Here is a 19300-nt window from a genome sequence, read left to right on the forward strand (position 1 = left end):
ATCCAGCTCGGCGCAAGACATGGGTGTTACCTGCTACCCGCCGTTTCGATCCGGCCGTATTCCTCGTCTCGTACAGCATCGAGTCTCGTACAGCATCGAATGGGGCAGGCATACGAAGGGGGAGCGGCACAGGTTCGGCCGCCGGTCATCGAAGGGCGTTGTCGCCCCTGAATAGCGTGGGGTTGAACGAGGAACCCATCGCGATCAACGAAGCGCCGCGGGCCGGTTGTCGGCTCCGGTTGAATCCTGAGCAGCCTGCTCCGGTTGAAAAGTGAGCAGGTTTACGGGGTTGAGTCTGCCTGACGATCGGCTTCCACGGAGGGCAGCGTGTCGATCGCGGTGTGTTTGATGCGGTAGCTGGTGCCCTTGAGGGCGATGACGTCGGCGTGGTGCACGATCCGGTCGATCATGGCCGAGGCGATGGTGGCCTCGCCGAAGACCTGTCCCCAGCGGGAGAACGGCAGGTTGGAGGTCAGGATGATCGACGATTTCTCGTATCGGGTGGAGACCAGTTGGAAGAACAGGTTGGCCGCTTCGGTGTCGAACGGGATGTAGCCGACCTCGTCGATGACGATGAGCCCGTAGCGGCTGATCTTGCGCAGCTCGGCCTCGAGGCGGTTGGTGCGGTGCGCTTCGGCCAGTCGGGTGATCCAGCCGGTCGCGGGGGCGAATGCGACGCGGTGTCCGGCGTGGGCGGCGGCGATCGCCAGGGCGGTGGCCAGATGGGTCTTGCCGGTGCCCGGTGGGCCGAGTAGGACGATGTTGCGCGCTTGAGCGAGCCATCCGCCGGCTTCCAGGCGGGCGATCTGGGCGCGGTCGACGGCGGGTTGGGCGGTGAAGTCGAAATCGGTGATCGTCTTGATCGCTGGGAACCCGGCATACCGAATTCGTTGTCGAGCTCCGGATTCCGCACGTGCATTCGATTCGACTGCCAGCACCGCGCCGAGGTAGTCCTCCAGCGACCAGCCGGCGGCTCGGCCCTGCTCGGCCAGCCGAGCGTAGTGCTCGGCGATGCGCGGGGCCTTGAGCAGTCGGGCCTGATGGGCGATGAGCTTGTCGGCGTCACCGGGGGCCGACGGTGTGCGCTTGGCGGGCATCAGGCGACCTCCCCGGTCCCGAACCGCGCGTCGTAGGCACTCAGGTCGGCCACCTCGACGTCGACCGCCAGATGTGATCCCGCGGCGGGACGAGTTCGAAACTGCTCTCGCAGCACCGCCGCGGCGGCGAGGTGATCCGGATCGGTGACCAGAGCGGCTCTGCCCCAGAGCCGTTCGTGATCGGCGACCACTCGGTCCCCGCAGACGGCGATGATCCGATCCAGGGACGTGGTGACGGTGATCATCCGGCCGATCACCTCCGGATGCACCGAGTAGGCGCTGCCGCCGCAACTGACGTAGTAGTCGCGACCAAGACGGGTCGTCACCGTAGTGCCCGTGCTCGGGGCCACCGGCGGTAGTGCGACCATCGCTGCTCGATCCGCCGCGAGCGCATCAGCGGGGATCAGGCCGGTGGTCGCGTGGGTGCGGCGGTTGGCGATCCCAGCCAGCCACGCCCACAACTGCGTGTTGAAGTCCGCCGCGCAGGCGAACGTCCGGCCGGGCAGAAACGAGGTCTCTAGGTAGCCGTTGGACCGCTCGACCAGCCCCTTGGATTCGGGGTCGTACGGGCGGGTCTGGATCAGCCGGGTGGCAAGTACGCCGCAGAATCCGGCCACTCCGTCGGCTAGGCGACCGCGTTGGCCGATACCAGACTCGTTGTCCCACAACAGTGTTCGCGGCACAGCGCCGAAGCCCTGAAGTAGCTGCCACATCCCGTCCAGCAGATCACCGGTGACCCGCGAGGGGATCATCATCGCGGCGATGAACCGCGAATACGCCGCGACCATCACCAGCACCGGGAACGACCGCAGCACTCCGGCGTGATCGGGCACCAGCGCACCGGGGAACCACAGGTCGCACTGCACCTGCTCACCGGGTCGATGCACCAGCCGGTCGCACGGATCGGCCGGGGCATACTCCGGGCGGATCCGGGCCACATTCTCGGCGAACCAGGAATGCCCACCGGTCCAGCCCACCCGCTCGGCCAAGACCGTGGCCGGCATCGTCGGGAACTGCCCGAGCAGCACCCGTACCGCCATCTCGATCTGCGCCCACGCCGACGTCGTCGACGCGGCCCGCTCGTAGCGTGGTGGCGCCTCGGCGCTGATCGCCCTGGCCACCGTGTTACGCGACAACGACAACCGCCGCGCGATCGCAGCCTGCGACAGGTTCTCCGACCGATACAGCCGGCGAATCTCCGCCCAATCCTCCACAGTGATCACTCTCCAATCAGAAGGGTGCTCACTTTTCGACCGGAACTACCTGCTCACTTTTCGACCGGAGCCGACAGGCCGGTTTCACCAAAAGTTATGTCACCCTCTACGTTCGGCGGTGTGAACCGAACCGATCGGCTGTACGCGATTGTCGAGGAGTTGCGGGCGGTCTCGCCCCGGCCGCGCAGTGCCACGTGGCTGGCCAATCGCTTTGAGGTCAGCACTCGCACCGTCGAACGTGATCTCGATTCTCTCCGCCAGGCCGGCGTGCCCCTCTATGCCCACAACGGCCGCCGGGGTGGTTACGTGGTCGACACCGCGCACACACTCCCCCCGCTGGGCATAACCGCCGACGAGGCACTGGCCATCATGGTCGCATTGTCGGGGCTTGTGAACTCTCCATTGGCCAAGGAGGGGCGTAGTGCGCGGCAAAAAATCTTGGCTACTCTGCCGAAGCCAGTGCGTGATAGACAGCGAGCTCTCTCCGAGCAGATCGCACTCGTCGGCGACCCCATGGGAGGGTCAGCCGTGACAGCCCTGCTCAACGAGGGGTTGGCACGCGAGCAGGTGATACGGCTGCGGTACCGCGGCGGCGCCGGTCACCTCACCTGCAGGGTGGTCGAACCGATGGGCTGGGTGAAGGCTCGCGACGTTGACCGGTGGTACTTGGTGGCGTGGTGTCGGCTTCGAGAGGGCGTGCGTGGCTTCCGGGTCGACCGGATCATCGCCGCCGAGGTTCTACCCGAGGCCGTGCGGCAGCGTCACGCCGACCTCGAGGCCGAACTTGCCCGGATCGGCGCCCGGCTTTTCAGCGAAGTCGACGATTCGTCGTAAACACCGACAGGACGGTGTCGCGGACTCCGTCCACGATCGGGTGTCATGACGCAACATGAGAACACCCGCGACCGGCTCAGCGACGTCCTCAACCGGTGGCTGCCCATGTGGAACGGCAACCACGACCTCGTAGACGAGCTCGTCGCTCCACGGTTCCGCATCTGGTTCGGGGCCTTCCCGGGCGCCGGGGCCGAGGTGGAAGATCCGACGACATTCCAGGACTTCCTCAACACCTATCGCGCGCAATTCGCTGATGCCCAATTCACGCCAGGCGAGATGGTGGTCGATGAGGTCGCCGGTCGAGGTGCGCTGGTGTGGACTCTCCGGTCGACTCCACCCGGCGAGGATCAGCTGCGAGAAGTGGGTGGCGTCGATCAACTCACGTTCGAGCACGGACGAGTGCGACAGGTGTGGTCCATGGGTGGCGCCGAACCCCGCCCGTTCTGACTTGGCCGACTCTGCACTCCTCCCGAAGCCGAATGAGACCGCGGACAGCCGACCACGATTCACCCCCGCCGCACGGTATTGCGGCCCACACCCGGCATTCGGGCTATCACCTTGATCGGCATCCCCTCCGACCGGAGCAACCGGCGGATCTCAACCCAATCTCCACTGACATCACATCCCCAGAATCAACCGAGGGGCCCAAATTCGGCCGGACGGGGGAGCTGGTCGCGGCCGGTCAGGCGCGGGCCCTGATGCCCGAACAAAGGAGTCCGATCGCTTCGTCGGTGACGGTCTGCAAGCAGGGGGGCGACCACTGTTCTCTGACCCACCGGAAGACCACGCCGGTGTACATGTCGCTGAGGGCTCGCGCAGCGGTGGCAATGTCGACGCTTGCATCGATCTCGCCGCGCAGCTGCCCGGCCTCGAGCACCGGCGTCAGGTCGGCCAGGAACTGTGACTCGTAGCGAATGGGGCCTCCCGCAGCGACCCAACCGAGCAGCATCTGCCGGCTGAGTTCAGGATTCATCTCCACTAGCCGACTGATGTGCTGAAAGTAGGCGTAGATCTGTTCCGGCGCCCGATCGTCGGAGTGTGCGGCGAAGGCCTCCACGGCGCGGTCGGCCATGCGCCGCGCCCACAACATCGGGATGTCTCCTTTGTTGGGGAAGTGGTTGAAGGCCGTCCGGCGGGCGGTTCCGGCGCGCGCCGCGATGTCCGCCATGGTGGTGTCCTCGTAGCCCTGTTCGACGAAGAGATCCGCCGCCGCGTCGTAAAGCAGATCCCGGGTCGTGGGTGCCGCCGCTGCTGCTTCATCCCGCTCGCTCACCGTCATCTCACCAATCTCCACAGGCCTCTTGACTACATATGCACTCGAGTGCAGACTGTGTGACACCACTCACTGCACTGCAGTGCAAATGAGGTGGAACACGTTCGCTGCGTGCCATTGCAGCCACTGCCCCGAAGGTTCATCATGTCTCACACTCCGTCGCCGGTACAGTCGGCCGGCCTCGACCCGTACCACCCGGCCGCCCTCCTCGATCCCTACCCGTACTACGAAGAAGTGCGCGCGCGAGGACCGGTTGTCTTCGTTCCGGAGCGCGACATCTGGCTTGTGCCGGGCTATGAGGACGCCGAGGCGGTGTTGCGTAATCACAGCGACTTCGTCTCCGGCGACGGGGTGACCTATCGCGGTCGCGAACACCGGGAGAGGTTCCCGCTTCTCGAAAGCGATCCGCCCGAGCACAACCGCATTCGCCGGTCGGTGCAACCGTCGTTCGCCAAGGGTGCGCTGGAAGCTCTGCGTTCTGGCATCGTGGCCGCGGCCGCGTCGATCGCGGACCAGGCGGTCGCTTCCGGCAACATCGACGCGATCGAGGTGATCGCCGACCCGATGCCGCACCGGGCGATGGCGCTGCTGACCGGCATCAATCCGCCGAGTTGTCAGACCTACGTCGACTGGGGCGACGCGGTTGTGCGCGCCGAGGAGCCTGCCGCTGACCCGCAGTATGCCGCCATGCTGGGCGAAGCGCTGGCATGGCTGAGCAAGGACGGGCTCAAAGACCTTCCGCCGCACTGCCTAGGGCGGCTGATCACCGATTCCGGTGGCGCGCGCGGTGGCCTCGCAGCTGACGGACCCGAGCGGTTGATGACGCTTGCTTCGATTTGGTTGGCCGGCATCGAATCGACGGCGGCGCTGCTGGGCAACGCCATCAACGCCTTCATCGAGCATCCTGACCAGTGGGAGTTGCTGCGCCGGCAGCCAGAGCTTGTCCCGAATGCGGTCGAGGAGTTACTGCGCTACGAAGCGCCCTTCCGCATCTTCTACCGCCGCACGCGGGCGCAGGCTCAGGTCGGGGGCGTCACGATCCCGCCAGGTGCACCAGTCGGGGTGCTACTGGCGTCTGCGGGTCGCGACCCCAGGCAGTTCCCCGACCCGGATCGGCTCGACCTCAGGCGCGACAACGCGCGCAGGCACCTGTCGTTCAGTACCGCAGTCCACCAATGCCTGGGTGCTCCGTTGGCGCGGATGGAGGCGACGGCCATGCTGACCGAACTCACCGGCCGCGTCGTGCGCTTCGAACGCGCCGGCGAAGCGGTGCGTCATCCGAGCGGCACGGTACGGAAATTCGAGTCGCTTCCGGTTCGACTGGTGCCGGGTAGGGGAGCATGATGACCGGCTATTCCAAAGGGCCCCATGATCTCGGCGGCGACTGTCATGCGTGGCTGCTGCCTGAGGGCCGTTGGGCCGAGAGCAACACCGGATTGGTGTGCGGTTCGAAGGTGTCGCTCCTGGTGGACACCCTCTACGACCTGCCGCACACAGCCGAGATGCTCGACGCCTACGCACCTCTGACGTCGCGGCATCCGATCCGCACCTTGGTCAACACCCATTCCGACGGAGATCATTGGTTCGGCAATCAGTTGGTCGCCGGGCCCGAGGTCGACATCATCGCCTCCGAGGCGGCGGCAGCGCTGATGACGCCGGCCGCGGTGGCCGAGATGGCCGGCATGGCCGACCGCCAAGACCGTGTCGGCGGATTCGTCCGCTCGGTCGGCAGCCGCTTCGACCTGTCCGGTATCACCGCGACACCCCCGTCGCGCACATTCCGTGGTGAATTGGACCTCGACGTCGGGGGGCGGCACGTGCGGCTTGTTCAGGTCGGTCCCGCGCACACCCCTGGCGATGTGATGGTCCACGTACCGGATGCCCGAGTCATCTACACCGGAGACATTCTGTTCATCGGTGGGGCGCCGCTGGTGTGGGCCGGCCCCATCTCACGGTGCATCGCCGCGTGTGATCGGATCCTCGACCTCGAACTCACCGCGATCGTGCCTGGGCACGGGCCACTCACCGACAAGGCCGGCGTCCATGTCGTGCGCGACTACCTCACCTTCATCGAAGCCGAGGCAACCAAACGGTTCGAGCAAGGGCTCAGCGTCGAGGAGGCCGTCGCGTCGATCGACCTGGGCCGGTTCGCCGCGATGTCGGAACAGGGTCGCATCGCCGCCAACGTGCTCAACGTCTACGAGGAACTCGACCCCAGCCGCCCGCGCGCCACGAGGTTGGAGCAGTTCGGCCGGATTGCCGACTTCGAACTCGCGGCAGCGACGGCGCCAGAAGCGGGGGAGCGGGCATGAAAATTGCTCGAATCACGTTCGACGGGACGACGACCGTTGGCGTCGTCAGTCGCGGCGAGGTCCAGCCGCTGACTGCGACCACCGACATCTTCGAGGTGCTGGCCGCGCCCCCCGATCAGCGTGCGCAGCTTGTGGAACGGGCGCGCGACGGCCGCCGGCGGCGATTATCCGACGTTCGATTGCTCGCGCCGGTACAACCTCGCACCCTGAGAGACTTCCTGACGTTCGAGGAGCATCTGGAAGGCAGCCTGAAACTACTTGGTGCCCAGACACCGCCTCCGGCTTGGTATGACCAGCCGCTGTTCTACTTCTCCAACACCAACGCGGTGATGGGTCGCGACGATCCGGTCGCGGTGCCGCCGGGGTGCCGACGACTCGATTTCGAACTCGAGCTGGCCGCCGTCATCGGCAAACCAGGCAAAGATCTGAGCCCTGAGCAGGCCGGCGAGCACATCGCCGGATACACCATCTTCAACGACTGGTCAGCGCGAGACCTGATGAGTCCGGTCGTCCCGGTCGGCTTGGGCCCAGTGAAGGGCAAGGACTTCGCCAACACGCTGGGCCCGTGGATCGTCACCGCCGACGAATTGGAGCCGTACCGCCGCGACGATCGGCTGGCGCTGAATATGCGTGCCGAACTCAACGGGGCTTCCCTGCCGGCCGGCGGCGACAACTCAGCGAGTATGGCGTGGTCGTTCGAGGAGATGGTGGCCTTCGCGTCGCGGGGGGCCGAACTCCTACCGGGTGATGTGCTGGCGTCGGGGACGTGCGGCGCGGGCTGTCTGCTGGAGTACTGGGCCCACACCGGTACCGAGGAGCCCTCGTTGCGTCCAGGTGACGTCGTCAACCTGGTCGTCGAAGGTATTGGTTCGTTGTCCAGCCGGGTCGTCGCCGGCGTCGAGCCGTCCGCCGTGCCGAGAGCCCGTCGCGGGCAGCTCCGCCGCTCCCGCCAGTGGACCGTCCCGGAGTCGGCATGAACTTTCCGAAACCCCCGTACGTGTGGGAACCGTCGGACAAGGTCGTGGCGGACGCGGCGATCACCCGGTTCACCCGGTGGGCGGCATCGCGCGGGGCCCCGCCCCCGAGCGCGGCTTACGACGAGGTGTGGCATTGGTCGGTCACCGATACGACGGGATTCTGGAGCGCCGTCACCGAATTCTGCGAGGTGGCATGGGATAGGCCGCCGGACGCCGTCACCGATGGTGCGCCCATGCCCGCAACCCGATGGTTCCCCGGAGGAACCCTCAACTACGTCACGCAGGTGTTTCGTCATCGACGCGACGGCGTTGCGATCGTCGGGCATGACGAAACCGGGATCGCGCAGCGCCTGACCTGGACCGAACTCGAGGACCAGGTCGCCAGTCTGGCAGCGGCTTTCACGAAGCTCGGAGTTCAGCCGGGCGACCGCGTGGTGGGCTATCTTGCCGATTGCCCGCAAGGAGTGGTCGCGTTTCTCGCCGCGGCCAGCCTGGGAGCCATCTGGGCCGGGTGCGGGACGGATCTTTCAGCCGGTGCCGCCAGCACCCGCCTCGGTCAACTCACCCCGGTCGTTCTCGTCGCCTCCGCCGGTCATCACCACCGCGGACAGTGGATCGACCGCACTCACGAGGTGCAGAGTCTTCGCAGGCAGCTACCGAGTGTGCGGGCCACCGTGCTGGTCGGCGCGGGTCATCTGATGGACCACAGCACCATTGCTTGGGATGATGCCGTGGCCTCGCACGGTGAGCCGCTGCGGCCGGTGCCGCTGCCGGCCGACCACCCGCTATGGGTGCTCTTCACAAGCGGCACCACCGGCACGCCCAAAGGCATCGTGCATAGCCATGGCGGGATCGTCGTCGAGCATCTCAAGACGCTGAGCCTGCACTTCGATCTCGGCCCAGGCGACCAATTCTTCTGGTACACAACCCTGAATTGGATGATGTGGAATCTTCGTGGCGGCGGCCTACTTCGCGGCGCAACGATCCACTGCTTTGACGGTGCCCCCACGGTTCGCGCATTGTGGGAGGTCGCCGAACGCGGCCGCATCACCCACCTCGGGCTCAGCCCCGGTTATCTGAGTGCGTCCCGAGAGGCCGGGGTGCGCCCGGCCACCGACCTCGATCTGACCGCGCTGCGTGCGGTGTCGTGCACGGGCTCCGTGCTGACTCCCGCGTTGCATCAATGGGCGGCCAAGGAACTGGGCCCACACGTCATGGTCGGCTCGACCACTGGCGGAACGGATGTCGCGACTGGATTCGCGGGCTCCGTGGTTATCGTGCCGATCCGCGCTGGCGAAATTGCTGCGCGATGTCTGGGGGTGAATTTGCAGGCATGGTCGCCGAACAACACGGAGTTGGTCGATGACGTCGGCGAACTCGTTGTCACGGCGCCGATGCCGTCCATGCCGATCGCCTTCTGGAACGACCCCGACGGAAGGCGCTACCGCGAAGCTTATTTCGACGAATTCCCGGGAGTGTGGCGCCACGGGGACTGGGTCACGGTGACCCACCGGGGATCAGTCGTCGTGCACGGACGATCCGACGCCACCCTGAACCGGCACGGAATCCGAATGGGGAGCGCGGACATCTGCGAGGCGGCTGAGGATCTGCCCGAGATCGAGGAGGCGTTGGTTGTCGGGATCGAAGAAGACGACGGGGGATATTGGATGCCGATGTTCGTCACTCTCGCCGATGGACGACAGATCGACGACCACATCGTCGCCAGCGTGAAGGCAGCCGTTCGCCAACGGCTCTCGCCTCGCCACGTTCCCGACGAAGTGCTTCAAGCGCCGGGGATCCCGCACACCCATACCGGCAAGAAACTTGAGATACCGGTCAAGAACATCCTGCGCGATTCCGGCAGTGCAGTGCACCCCCATGCCGTTGACCGGCCAGAACTCTTGGACTTCTACTACGAGACCGGCCAACGCCGGCGGCGTGTTCATGAAGGGAGAAACCGTGCCAGGAATGCAGCTTCTTGACGCAGTCGTGCTGGGCAGAGAATCCGTTGCCCATGGCGTGGTCCGAATCACCCTCGGAGCGCCGGACAGGCGCGCGTTACCCGAGTGGGAGCCCGGTGCGCACATCGATGTGCACCTCGGACCGCTTATCAGGCAATACTCCCTGTGCTCGTCCCCTCAGAAGCGCGATCACTATCAGATCGCAGTACTTCGAGAGCCGTCCAGCCGCGGCGGATCGTCGCACATCCACGACCGCCTCACCGTCGGAGACCGCATCCGGATAAGCCCTCCGCGCAACCACTTCGCGCAAGTTGACGCGGCCAAGTATGTCTTCATCGCCGGCGGTATCGGAATCACCCCGATGATCCCGATGATCGAGGCCGCCGAACGCAAAGGCGTGGACTGGCGATTGGTCTACGGCGGACGCACCGCCGCATCGATGGCCTTCGTCGACGACCTCAAGCAGTACGGGGCCAGGGTCCAACTAATTCCCGAGGACACTTGCGGGCAGATTGACCTCCATGCCCTTCTCGCGGAACCGGTTCCAGAAACCAGCGTTTACTGCTGCGGGCCCGAAGGGCTACTGCGCTCAGTCGAAACGCTGTGCGCGCTCTGGCCCGCAGGGTCACTACACACCGAAAGGTTCTCTCCCATCCCGGACACCGGAACCCTCCAATCCAATACCGCCTTCGAGGTTCAATTCACCAAAAGCGGTGTCACGCTAACTATTCCACCGGAGAGGTCAATTCTCGAAGTCGCCGAAGAAGCCGGGGTCCCGGTGGTGTACTCCTGCGAAGAAGGCACCTGCGGTTCCTGTGAGACCCCCCTTCTCGCGGGCCTGCCCGATCACCGAGACTCCGTCCTGACCGACGAACAACGCCGCGCATGCTCGAGCCTGATGATCTGCGTATCGCGGGCGCGTTCACCCCAACTGATCCTCGACGCCTAGCACCCTGGAGATTTCATGGCACTCGACCCAACGCCAACCGGCCTGTTCGAACTCCCCGACGTTCACCGCGAATTGCGATCGGCGATCCGGACCCTTGCGGAAAGGGAAATCGCACCGTACGCCGCCGAAGTCGATGCGAGACCACGCTTCCCGACTGAGGCGTTGGAAGCACTGAACACGTCAGGCTTCAACGCTGTGCACGTCCCTGACGAGTACGGCGGGCAAGGCGCCGATGCAGTGGCAGCCTGCATCGTCATCGAAGAAGTCGCACGCGTTGACGCATCAGCATCGCTGATCCCGGCGGTCAACAAGCTCGGGAGCATGGGCCTGATCCTGCGCGGCACAGACGACTTGAAGAAACAAGTCCTGCCTGATCTGGCAGCCGGGGCGATGGTGTCGTATGCGCTGTCCGAGCGTGAGGCCGGCAGCGATGCGGCCAACATGAAGACCCGCGCGAGGGCCGACGGCGACCACTGGATTCTCAACGGCACGAAAGCCTGGATCACCAACGCCGGCAGATCGTCCTGGTACACCGTGATGGCGGTGACCGACCCCGACCAGGGCGCCCGCGGAATCTCGGCTTTCATGGTCAACGCCAGCGACGAGGGGTTCACCGTCGGACACCTCGAGAAGAAGCTCGGCATCAAAGGTTCGCCGACGGCCGAACTGTATTTCGACAACTGTCGCGTACCGGCGGATCGAATCATCGGGGATCCCGGCACCGGATTCAAAACCGCGCTCGCGACACTCGATCACACCCGACCCACCATCGGCGCACAGGCGGTCGGCATCGCTCAGGGGGCACTGGACGCGGCAATCGGATACACGAAGGGCCGCCGACAATTCGGAACGCGCATCGCCGACCTGCAGGGCGTGCAATTCATGCTCGCCGACATGGCGATGAAGATCGAGGCGGCACGGCTGATGGTCTACACAGCCGCGGCACGGGCCGAACGGGGTGGCGAGAACCCTGGCTTCATCTCGGCCGCCTCGAAGTGCTTCGCCTCCGATGTGGCCATGGAAGTCACAACCAACGCAGTGCAATTGTTCGGCGGCGCCGGATACACCACAGACTTTCCGGTCGAGCGCATGATGCGTGATGCGAAGATCACGCAAATCTATGAGGGAACCAATCAGATTCAGCGGGTTGTCATGGCTCGTTCACTACTCCGGTAGCGATCGGAGTGAGACGTTCAGCACCACGCCAGAGGCGCACAACGACACAAATAGGAGAACCGTTATGAAAACCATTGCGAGCGTGGCTGTCTTGGCCGGCACTATTGCGGCACATCCCTTATTGACGCCATCGGTGGCAGTCGCTGAGGAACCGCGATTTCATATCCTCAGTGCGCAGGACTTGTGCAACTTGGCCTGGCCGGCGTCGCAGGCGATGCCCAGTCCAAGTGAGCCTGACGATGCTTTCGTGTGCGTCCGGCCCGGCGGAGTCCTCGAGCGACTGGCCAATGCCATGCCGACGATGATGGCCAATACGAAGGTCATGAAGCCGGGTTCGGCGCTGCAACTCCCGATCGGCTCGTTTCGCGTCAATCCCAACGACCCTCTGAGCGCCTGGGTGATACCCGATTGTCACGTCCCAGGCCGGCTGGATTGCACGCCCTGACTGGACTCATTCTCAAAGAGAATTGAGCTGGGGCAAACCCGCAATGCGTCGTCTCTCGAAAGATGGTGCAGCCCGTAGAATCTCGTCTTGCCTTGATTTCGCGGCCCGGCAGCGTCGTGGCCGATTCGCACACCTCGGCGAGGTCAGCGCGGCCTCGATGAGCGCTGGCGGGTGGGGAAGTGCCGGTAGAGCGTGCCGATCCCGTCGCCGGCCGCCGCGCGATCCCTTCCAGCGACACCGGCTGTCGCCGATTGAGGACGCGGGCGTACATACTCAATCAAGAATTCGTATATACGTGAGGGTGGCGAGATGACCAAGCGTTTGATTGACCTCGATGACGACTTGTTGGCCGCCGCGCAGAAGGAACTCAAGACGTCCGGCGTTTCAGATACCGTCCGCGTCGCGTTGCAGCAGGCTGCAGCGGCGTCTGCGTGCGCTCGACAGATCGCATGATTGAAGTCTGGCGGTATGGGGGAGATGGCCAACCCTGGTCAACAAGGTGATGGGTGGCGGTAGTAGCGCGAGACAGCGTGGGTACCGCCGGGTTGTCGCCGATCAGTGGGGGTTGCGTCCTTGGCGCTGATCGCCGACGTTCGGCACATGGCCGTTTCAACATGTTGAGTGGACACCATCGGACTGTGGCAGTATTCGGGTGTGCGGTAGTCCACAGTGCGCGTGTCCCAACTTGGGGAGGGGTGGCGAATGCCGATTCCGAAGTCGGTGGCCCGGTTGAATCGAGTGGGCCTCAATAAGGTCACCCAACATATTGCGCCCTGGGCACCCGGGTTTGGACTGGTGATTCACCAGGGTCGCAGCTCCGGGCGAAGCTATACAACCCCCGTCAATGTCTTTCGGACGCCAACCGGGGTACGCATCGCCCTCACCTACGGCGCCGATAGCCAATGGGTGAAGAATGTTCTCGCGGCACAGGGTTGTACGTTGCGAACCCAGGGCCGCACGCTGACCCTGTCCGAGCCGCGGATCGTCCACGACCCAGAGCGCACGAGCATCAGACCACTCGAACGACGGGTACTGGGCATGTTGGCGGTTGACGACTTCCTCGACCTGAACGAGTACCACGAACCAGCCGGATAAGGCCGCCATAGCGGCAGCCAGACGCCGACGGTCTGCAGGCGGCCAGGCTGTCCGTTCTCAATGAAGTCGTCACTCGCGACCTGTGAAGATGCCAACTGCACTGAGACGAAGGCCGGGGAGGACGTCTCATCGGTGTTGTCATCTCCGTAATGGCGGCTAAACGATCGCTTCCCCCGACGCGACCGAGTGGGAGGGCGCACTCCGACGAGAGCGGACACCGTGCCGACCGCGAGAAGAATGCGAAACGGTGGTGGTCCGGCCACGTGGGGGACTATCGGACGCGAATATGAAACTCGACGAATGACTCCGTCACCCTCGAAGCCTCGAACTCAGGACAACCGGCTGGCTGAGACATCGAGTCGAGGCCACTGCCAATAGGGGTCACGGTGCTCATCGATGGTCCTTCACGACTTCGGTGAGAAGGCCGGTGCGGACGTCATAGACGAGCCCGGACACGCGTATGAGCTGACTGATGTGTGCGGCGTCCAGTATGCGTTGCACATCGGATGCGACGGTCGTCGCCGGGTCGAGGACGGCGGTGTCCCGCAATGTCTGGTCATCGAAGCCACGGTCGACGAAGCCGGCCCGTAAGCATCCGTCGGCCATCAGCCCTGAGCCACAGTCGGTGTGGTGGATGACGCCGATCTCGAACCATGGTGCGTCAGGCGTCTTCACCTCATGCAGGTAGCTGATCCACGCCATGTCCGCCAAGACCGCGTCAGTCACCCGGCCGCCGACGTTGCGAGCGACGATGGCGTCACCGAGGTGGAGCCCGAGCAATGCCATGGGGTCGACGCGGGGATCGATGCAGGTGATCAGGTAGATCTGCTGATTGGGAAGGAAAGGAATGCCCGGCACGCGGTCCTTGGCGTCGGTGGCGGCGAATCGGGCATTGCTGGGCAAGAGTTCGGTCAAAGTGCTCATGCAGACAGCATCGGCGCGTCAGGCGCAGGGGACGAGAGCCGTCAGGGCCACTTCTGGTCTGGTCCGTGCCAAAGTCGAGGCGTCGGCGCTCACGGGCGCGTGTTCTCGCGTGATATGCGGCGATAAGCGGTCGGGGTGGTCGCGATCTCACGCGCCAGATGCACTCGAAGTACCCCGGCGCTGCCGAAGCCGCAATACTCCGCAATCTTGTCGACAGGAAGTGTGGTCGCTTCCAGGAGCCGTTGCGCCTCCAGCACTCGCTGAGTGGTCAGCCACCGCATCGGCGTGGTTCCGGTCTGCTCGGCGAAGCGACGCATGAAAGTCCGACGGGACAGTCCGGCGTGGCGGGCCAGACGTTCGACGGTCAGTGGCCGCCTCATCTCAGTGATGGCCCACTCCATGGTGGCGCCCAGGCCGCCCTCATCGGGCACCGAGCGTTGGGCGAATTGAGCTTGACCACCGCTGCGGTGCACTGCGACCACCATGCGCCGGGCCACCTCCGCCGCCACGTCGGCGCCATGATCGAGGCGCACGATGTACAGGCACAGGTCGATACCCGCGGAGATGCCTGCGCTGGTCAGGACTCGACCCTCGTCGGCGTAGAGAATGTGCGGGTTCACCTTCACCCGTGGGTAGAGCCGCTGCAGCTCGTCGGCGTACTGCCAGTGTGTGGTTGCGACGCGATCGTCGAGCAGGCCGGCCGACGCCAACGCGAAGGCGCCGATGCACACCGACGCGATCCGAACTCCTCGGTCGGCAGCCTCCCGCAGCGCGTCGACAGCGTAGGCCGGCGGTGTCTGGCACGGGTGGAACCCGGGCACCACAATGGTGTCGGCGTCGCCAAGAGCGGCCACGCCGGCGGGTGCGCTGATCGAGAAGCCGGTCGAGGTCGGCACTTCTCCGGGCTGCCGCGCGCACACCGTGAAGCTGTATCGGTCGCGTTCGTCGTCGTGGCCGAATACTTGCGCAGCGATGGACAAGTCGAATGCCACGACGTCGGCAATCGCCAGCGCCACGACTCGATGTACGCCTACCGCCGACAACTCACTCCTCCTGCCGGTTGCGCCTCGCCAAGACAACCGTGCGCCCGAACCGTGTCCATGACACCTCGCTGAACATTGGTAACACCTGCTTCTCAGCTGTCCGGGCGGTCATTCGCCGGCTCGGTCCAACAGTGCCACCTAAGCTCGACCTATGGAATTGCGGCAGCTGCGTTACTTCCTCGCAGTCGCCGAGGAGCTGCACTTCGGCCGGGCCGCTGAGCGGCTGCACATCTCCGGTCCCGCGTTGTCCCAACAGATCATCGCGCTCGAGCGCGACGTCGGCGCCCAGCTGTTCGTGCGGGATCGGCGCACCGTCGCGCTCACGGCGGCCGGACACTCCTTGCGCGACGACGCACGGCAGATCCTGGGGTTGGCCGATGCGGCGCGCCGGCGGCTGCGGGAGGCCGCCACTCTCGGAGCCCCACTGCGACTGGGCTACGTGAGCTGGCTACCCGACAATGTCACCGCGCTCATCGGTCCGTCGGTGGCGATGCGAGTAGACGAATGGGTTCTGCCGTCGCACGCGCAGGCCGACCGCGTGGCTGAAGGCACGTTGGACCTGGCCATCGCCTGGATCACGGGGGCTGATGCCCTGCAGCGCGCCCTGCGGGCCGACCTGCTGTATGCCGAGCCACTCCATGCCGTCGCCCCAGGCGCCACTTCCAATGACGCCGTACCCGCACGCCGCGTCACCGTGCTCGCCGACGCCGACGAGTCGGCATGGTCGTCCTGGAACCGATTCGTCGGAGAGTTCGCCGTGGACACCGGAGCTCGCATCACACGGATCGACGACGGTGGCATCGTCGGAGAGGCGTTCTTCGGCCACGTGCGGCAGGCGAGAACGGCCGTGCTGTGTTCCCCGAAACGACACACCGCCGCGACGCCGCCGACGATGGGCGTTCGCCCCGTCGACCCGACGCCGCTGTGGACGTGGTCGCTGCTGTCCCGCGCGGATGACGAGCGTCCAGCCGTGGGCTATGTCGTCGAAGCTCTGCGCGCGCACGCCGAAACGCTGGCCTGGAGCATCCCGTCCGCGCCTCGCTGGTGGACGCCGTCAGACGATCCGCATCGCGGCCGACTGGTCGCCGGCCGCCGGCAGTCCTCCTGAACTGCACTGCGAGGCCGGACTGAGCTGTGGTAAGCGGCCGCACCTGGACGAGCGCCGGCGGCGCTACTTGACTCGTCGGTGACCATAGGAGGTCCCGATGACGTACACCGTAGATGCGTTGGCAGACTTCACCGTGAACGCAACGCGTTCCGACCTGACTTCGATGTCGTCGCTGACTCTCCGACGCAACGTCCTGGACAGCATCGCGTGCGCAATAGGCGCCCTCGACGGCGAGCCGATAGCGACACTGCGGCAGCATGCCGAGCAGTTCAGCGGAACGCCGAGCGCCACGGCCGTCGGAGGCGGCCGGTTGTCGGTGGATCAGGCGACATTCTTCAACTCCGTGCTGGTCCGCTATCCCGATCTACTCGACACGTTCCTCACCGAAGGTGGTCTGTGCCATCCGGCCGACAACTTCGGTGCCGTGTTGGCCGTCGCCGAGCACGTCGACGCGTCAGGAACGGACTTCCTGCTCGCCCTCGCACTGGCCTATGAGATCCAATGCCGGTTCAGCGCTCAGGTACCGCTCATGGCCGAGGGACTCAATCACGCTCTGTCGCTGGCGATGTCCAGCAGTGCGGCATCGGCCAAATTGCTCGGACTCGACGTGTCGGCGACCGCTTCGGCGATCGCGGCTGCGACGGTCGACAACGTGTCGCTGGCCGCCGTGCATGCCGAGCCGGTGTCGAACTGGAAGGGCATCTCACCGGCGATCACCGCGATGCGCGCGGTCTACGCCACCTTTCTTGCGTCGCGCGGAATCACCGGCCCCAAGGCCGTTTTCGAGGGACCGTTCGGCTTGGCGCAGCTTCTCGACCAGCCACTGGACTTCCGCACCGCTGACCGGACCCTCGACGCGGTGAATCAGACCTATCTCAAGCAGTACTCCTCGCTCATTCATGGCCAGGCCGTCATCGACGCCACCCTCGAGGTGCGTACCGCGCACCGCCTGTCGGGAGCGGATGTCGCGCACGTCGGCGTGGAAGTCTTCCAGGGGGCGTACGACTTCGCCGGCGGCGGCACCTACGGCGACAAGTCGCACGCGTGGACCAAGGAGCAGGCCGACTACAACTTGAAGTTCCTCACGGCGGTCGCGCTGCTCGATGGTGCGGTCGGTCCCGCGCAATTGGAGACCGAGCGGGTCCGCCGCCGAGATGTTCAGGAGATGATGCAACGAGTCGAGGTGAGTGCGGCCGCCGACCTCACCGCGGCCTATCCCGAGCGGACGTCGGTCCGGGTGAAGATCACCACCTCCGGTCGTCGCGAACTCCGCGTCGAGCAGGCCGATTTCGAGGGATCGCCGACGCGGCCCATGTCGTGGGATCGGGTCGTCGAGAAGTTCGACTGGCTTGCCGAGCCGTTCTGCGATGCCGCCCTGCGGGCCGACATCGTCGATGGCGTCCACGGCCTCGGGGACATCGCCGTCCGTGAACTCGCTGCGCTGCTGGGAAAGGTCTCCGCCGTGGCTGCGCACCGACGGTCTCGGCACCGTTTCTGAGTGGGGGAGTAGGACATGACGACGGTCGGGATGATCGGTTCGGGGACGTTGGCGCGCGCGATCGCGGTGCACGCAGTGAGAGCAGGCCACCAGGTGATGTTCAGCAATGCCCGCGGTACGGCCGCGCTCGGCGACCTCGTCACCGAGATGGGCGCCGGCGCCGTGGCGGGTACCGTGGTCCAGGCCGCGGCCGCCGACATTGTCGTGTTGGCCGTCAACTGGACCCACGTGCCCGACGCGCTGGCGGGCCTGCCGCCGCGACCGGGGCGAATACTCGTCGACGCCACCAATCAGTGGCTCGCCCCGCCACCACAGGCCATCATGGACCGCCTCGAGGTGGGCGGCAGTGAGTTGGTGGCATCGCTGCTCCCCGACGCACACGTCATCAAGGCTTTCGGCAACATGTATGGGCCGGTGATCGCCGCCGATCCGGTCACCGACGCCGGCCGACGGATTCTGTTCTACGCCGGCGACGACGGCGCGGCCAAGAAGCGGTTCCGGGCGCTGGTCGACAGCTTCGGATTCGCTCCGATCGATCTCGGCCCGCTGAAAAACGGTCGGCTCCTACAAGTGGACGGACCGCTGACCGGCGTACACGCCATCCGAGAGCCGATCGGGCACCCTGTGCTCCCGAATGGCTGAGCGCCTGGCGCGCAGGCTGGCGTCGACAGCGTCTAGGGTTCCGGTGCCGCAGGCACGCCTGGTCCAAGCAACGCCACTCCGTGCGCCGATCGGGCGGGGTCATCTGACCGGATAAAGCCTGGAGGATCTCCGGTGAAGCGCCCGCGGCACCGAGAAGGTTCACCATGTTCGCGGTTCTGTTCATCGTTGCCCTTGCCGCCGGAGTCCTCGGCGGGCTGGTGTACCGGCTCCGTCGTTCATTTCTGCTGCCGCTGTTGGTGGTCGTTCACGGCCCGCGCGAGGCGGTGCCGATCATGGCGATCGCCGCCGTCCCTGCGAACGTCGGACGCGTCGCGGCGTGGTGGCGACAGATCGACTGGACCGCCGTGTCGGCGGACGCCGTTCCGGGCGTTCCTGCCGCCGTTCTCGGTGCGCGCACGCTGTTGTCGGTGTCGCCGCGGCTCATCGACCTGTGTCTGGCTGCGTTCTTCGGGACGATGATCGCGGTGCGCCGTCGTTTCCTCAGAAGCGAGCGACGCACTCACTAGGTGCGAAGGTGCCAACTTCGCTGAGACAGTGCTGGCGCCGCTCGTCTCAGTGAACTTGTCATCTCCGTACTGGCGGTATGCAGGTCGGACGCCGGTTACGTAGTTCGGTCTTCGTCATTGATCTGGCACGCGTGAACAGCCACTGACGCGGCCAGGTGTGCCGCATCAAAGTCGGCCGCCGCGGCCGGGACCAGGTACTTTACGGACTGTCGGCGTGGGGGTCCG

Annotated in this window: 20 protein-coding genes; 15 read left to right on the top strand and 5 right to left on the bottom strand. The window is 65.5% G+C overall.

What is annotated here, in order from left to right; genetic code table 11:
- Window positions 1-281: 281 nt before the first annotated feature.
- Together istB and istA are read right to left on the bottom strand one after the other, a co-directional pair.
- Window positions 282-1097, bottom strand: a complete 816-nt coding sequence (istB, locus tag ACN27E_RS04950; protein WP_422747036.1) for an IS21-like element helper ATPase IstB — start codon at window positions 1095-1097, stop codon at window positions 282-284.
- Window positions 1097-2311, bottom strand: a complete 1215-nt coding sequence (gene istA / locus ACN27E_RS04955; protein WP_422747038.1) for an IS21 family transposase — start codon at window positions 2309-2311, stop codon at window positions 1097-1099. The genes istB and istA overlap by 1 nt, the downstream gene beginning before the upstream one ends.
- A gap of 120 nt (window positions 2312-2431) precedes the next feature.
- On the opposite strand from istA, the gene ACN27E_RS04960 reads away from it, so the two are divergent.
- A complete protein-coding gene (locus tag ACN27E_RS04960) occupies window positions 2432-3145 on the top strand; it encodes a helix-turn-helix transcriptional regulator (RefSeq protein WP_422747039.1) in 714 nt (237 codons plus the stop codon).
- A gap of 45 nt (window positions 3146-3190) precedes the next feature.
- Window positions 3191-3592 carry a nuclear transport factor 2 family protein gene (locus tag ACN27E_RS04965; RefSeq protein WP_422747041.1) on the top strand — a complete coding sequence of 134 codons (402 nt, stop codon included), beginning with the start codon at window positions 3191-3193 and terminating at the stop codon, window positions 3590-3592.
- Window positions 3593-3827: 235 nt separating this feature from the next.
- Here the strand turns inward: ACN27E_RS04965 and ACN27E_RS04970 are convergent, their stop codons facing one another.
- On the bottom strand, window positions 3828-4424 hold the full coding sequence (locus ACN27E_RS04970) for a TetR/AcrR family transcriptional regulator (RefSeq protein WP_422747044.1): 597 nt from the start codon (window positions 4422-4424) through the stop codon (window positions 3828-3830).
- A 138-nt stretch (window positions 4425-4562) separates the two neighbouring features.
- On the opposite strand from ACN27E_RS04970, the gene ACN27E_RS04975 reads away from it, so the two are divergent.
- From ACN27E_RS04975 to ACN27E_RS05015, 9 genes are all read left to right on the top strand, one after another.
- A complete protein-coding gene (locus tag ACN27E_RS04975; protein ID WP_422747045.1) occupies window positions 4563-5762 on the top strand; it encodes a cytochrome P450 in 1200 nt (399 codons plus the stop codon).
- On the top strand, window positions 5762-6730 hold the full coding sequence (locus ACN27E_RS04980; RefSeq protein ID WP_422747048.1) for an MBL fold metallo-hydrolase: 969 nt from the start codon (window positions 5762-5764) through the stop codon (window positions 6728-6730). The genes ACN27E_RS04975 and ACN27E_RS04980 overlap by 1 nt, the downstream gene beginning before the upstream one ends.
- Complete coding sequence (locus tag ACN27E_RS04985) at window positions 6727-7707, top strand: fumarylacetoacetate hydrolase family protein (protein WP_422747051.1); 981 nt, start codon at window positions 6727-6729, stop codon at window positions 7705-7707. Before ACN27E_RS04980 ends, ACN27E_RS04985 begins: the two co-directional genes overlap by 4 nt.
- Entirely contained in the window at window positions 7704-9689 is a 1986-nt protein-coding gene (locus ACN27E_RS04990) for an acetoacetate--CoA ligase (protein ID WP_422747053.1), read from the top strand. The genes ACN27E_RS04985 and ACN27E_RS04990 overlap by 4 nt, the downstream gene beginning before the upstream one ends.
- Complete coding sequence (locus tag ACN27E_RS04995) at window positions 9676-10617, top strand: PDR/VanB family oxidoreductase (protein ID WP_422749620.1); 942 nt, start codon at window positions 9676-9678, stop codon at window positions 10615-10617. Before ACN27E_RS04990 ends, ACN27E_RS04995 begins: the two co-directional genes overlap by 14 nt.
- 15 nt (window positions 10618-10632) lie before the next feature.
- Window positions 10633-11793: an acyl-CoA dehydrogenase family protein gene (locus ACN27E_RS05000; protein ID WP_422747054.1), complete on the top strand. Its 1161-nt coding sequence runs from the start codon at window positions 10633-10635 to the stop codon at window positions 11791-11793.
- Between the two features lie 64 nt (window positions 11794-11857).
- Window positions 11858-12238, top strand: coding sequence for a hypothetical protein (locus ACN27E_RS05005; protein ID WP_422747056.1), 381 nt, complete (start codon window positions 11858-11860; stop codon window positions 12236-12238).
- Window positions 12239-12547: 309 nt separating this feature from the next.
- The gene (locus ACN27E_RS05010; protein WP_422747058.1) at window positions 12548-12691 is read left to right on the top strand and encodes a DUF2191 domain-containing protein; all 144 of its coding nucleotides are present in this window, start codon (window positions 12548-12550) and stop codon (window positions 12689-12691) included.
- A 249-nt stretch (window positions 12692-12940) separates the two neighbouring features.
- Window positions 12941-13333 carry a nitroreductase family deazaflavin-dependent oxidoreductase gene (locus tag ACN27E_RS05015; protein WP_422747061.1) on the top strand — a complete coding sequence of 131 codons (393 nt, stop codon included), beginning with the start codon at window positions 12941-12943 and terminating at the stop codon, window positions 13331-13333.
- A 390-nt stretch (window positions 13334-13723) separates the two neighbouring features.
- On the opposite strand, the gene ACN27E_RS05020 is transcribed toward ACN27E_RS05015, so the two are convergent.
- Window positions 13724-14257 (bottom strand): carbonic anhydrase, encoded by a 534-nt coding sequence (locus tag ACN27E_RS05020; RefSeq protein ID WP_422747063.1) that lies wholly within the window; start codon window positions 14255-14257, stop codon window positions 13724-13726.
- A gap of 89 nt (window positions 14258-14346) precedes the next feature.
- Entirely contained in the window at window positions 14347-15273 is a 927-nt protein-coding gene (locus ACN27E_RS05025) for a GlxA family transcriptional regulator (RefSeq protein WP_422747064.1), read from the bottom strand.
- A 178-nt stretch (window positions 15274-15451) separates the two neighbouring features.
- Here ACN27E_RS05025 and ACN27E_RS05030 point away from each other — a divergent pair, with 178 nt between their 5' ends.
- The 4 genes from ACN27E_RS05030 (at window position 15452) to ACN27E_RS05045 (ending at window position 19075) form a co-directional block, all read left to right on the top strand.
- A complete protein-coding gene (locus ACN27E_RS05030) occupies window positions 15452-16408 on the top strand; it encodes a LysR family transcriptional regulator (protein ID WP_422747066.1) in 957 nt (318 codons plus the stop codon).
- A gap of 97 nt (window positions 16409-16505) precedes the next feature.
- Window positions 16506-17906 carry an MmgE/PrpD family protein gene (locus ACN27E_RS05035; RefSeq protein ID WP_422747068.1) on the top strand — a complete coding sequence of 467 codons (1401 nt, stop codon included), beginning with the start codon at window positions 16506-16508 and terminating at the stop codon, window positions 17904-17906.
- A gap of 15 nt (window positions 17907-17921) precedes the next feature.
- The gene (locus tag ACN27E_RS05040) at window positions 17922-18548 is read left to right on the top strand and encodes an NADPH-dependent F420 reductase (RefSeq protein ID WP_422747070.1); all 627 of its coding nucleotides are present in this window, start codon (window positions 17922-17924) and stop codon (window positions 18546-18548) included.
- Between the two features lie 164 nt (window positions 18549-18712).
- The gene (locus ACN27E_RS05045; RefSeq protein WP_422747072.1) at window positions 18713-19075 is read left to right on the top strand and encodes a TSUP family transporter; all 363 of its coding nucleotides are present in this window, start codon (window positions 18713-18715) and stop codon (window positions 19073-19075) included.
- The last annotated feature ends 225 nt before the right edge of the window (window positions 19076-19300 follow it).

The sequence above is a fragment of the Mycobacterium sp. WMMD1722 genome, from assembly GCF_049315205.1.
In the GTDB taxonomy this organism is placed as follows: Bacteria; Actinomycetota; Actinomycetes; order Mycobacteriales; family Mycobacteriaceae; genus Mycobacterium.

Bases quoted from the DNA above. Each gene is read 5' to 3' on its own strand.
- ACN27E_RS05005 (WP_422747056.1), top strand. From the start codon at position 11,858: ATGAAAACCATTGCGAGCGTGGCTGTCTTGGCCGGCACTATTGCGGCA.
- ACN27E_RS04965 (WP_422747041.1), top strand. From the start codon at position 3,191: ATGACGCAACATGAGAACACCCGCGACCGGCTCAGCGACGTCCTCAAC.
- istB (WP_422747036.1), bottom strand. From the start codon at position 1,097: ATGCCCGCCAAGCGCACACCGTCGGCCCCCGGTGACGCCGACAAGCTC.
- ACN27E_RS04980 (WP_422747048.1), top strand. From the start codon at position 5,762: ATGACCGGCTATTCCAAAGGGCCCCATGATCTCGGCGGCGACTGTCAT.
- ACN27E_RS04970 (WP_422747044.1), bottom strand. From the start codon at position 4,424: ATGACGGTGAGCGAGCGGGATGAAGCAGCAGCGGCGGCACCCACGACC.
- ACN27E_RS05040 (WP_422747070.1), top strand. From the start codon at position 17,922: ATGACGACGGTCGGGATGATCGGTTCGGGGACGTTGGCGCGCGCGATC.
- ACN27E_RS05010 (WP_422747058.1), top strand. From the start codon at position 12,548: ATGACCAAGCGTTTGATTGACCTCGATGACGACTTGTTGGCCGCCGCG.
- ACN27E_RS04975 (WP_422747045.1), top strand. From the start codon at position 4,563: ATGTCTCACACTCCGTCGCCGGTACAGTCGGCCGGCCTCGACCCGTAC.
- ACN27E_RS05030 (WP_422747066.1), top strand. From the start codon at position 15,452: ATGGAATTGCGGCAGCTGCGTTACTTCCTCGCAGTCGCCGAGGAGCTG.
- ACN27E_RS04995 (WP_422749620.1), top strand. From the start codon at position 9,676: ATGCAGCTTCTTGACGCAGTCGTGCTGGGCAGAGAATCCGTTGCCCAT.
- ACN27E_RS05045 (WP_422747072.1), top strand. From the start codon at position 18,713: ATGTTCGCGGTTCTGTTCATCGTTGCCCTTGCCGCCGGAGTCCTCGGC.
- ACN27E_RS05015 (WP_422747061.1), top strand. From the start codon at position 12,941: ATGCCGATTCCGAAGTCGGTGGCCCGGTTGAATCGAGTGGGCCTCAAT.
- ACN27E_RS05035 (WP_422747068.1), top strand. From the start codon at position 16,506: ATGACGTACACCGTAGATGCGTTGGCAGACTTCACCGTGAACGCAACG.
- ACN27E_RS05000 (WP_422747054.1), top strand. From the start codon at position 10,633: ATGGCACTCGACCCAACGCCAACCGGCCTGTTCGAACTCCCCGACGTT.
- ACN27E_RS04990 (WP_422747053.1), top strand. From the start codon at position 7,704: ATGAACTTTCCGAAACCCCCGTACGTGTGGGAACCGTCGGACAAGGTC.
- ACN27E_RS05020 (WP_422747063.1), bottom strand. From the start codon at position 14,257: ATGAGCACTTTGACCGAACTCTTGCCCAGCAATGCCCGATTCGCCGCC.
- ACN27E_RS04985 (WP_422747051.1), top strand. From the start codon at position 6,727: ATGAAAATTGCTCGAATCACGTTCGACGGGACGACGACCGTTGGCGTC.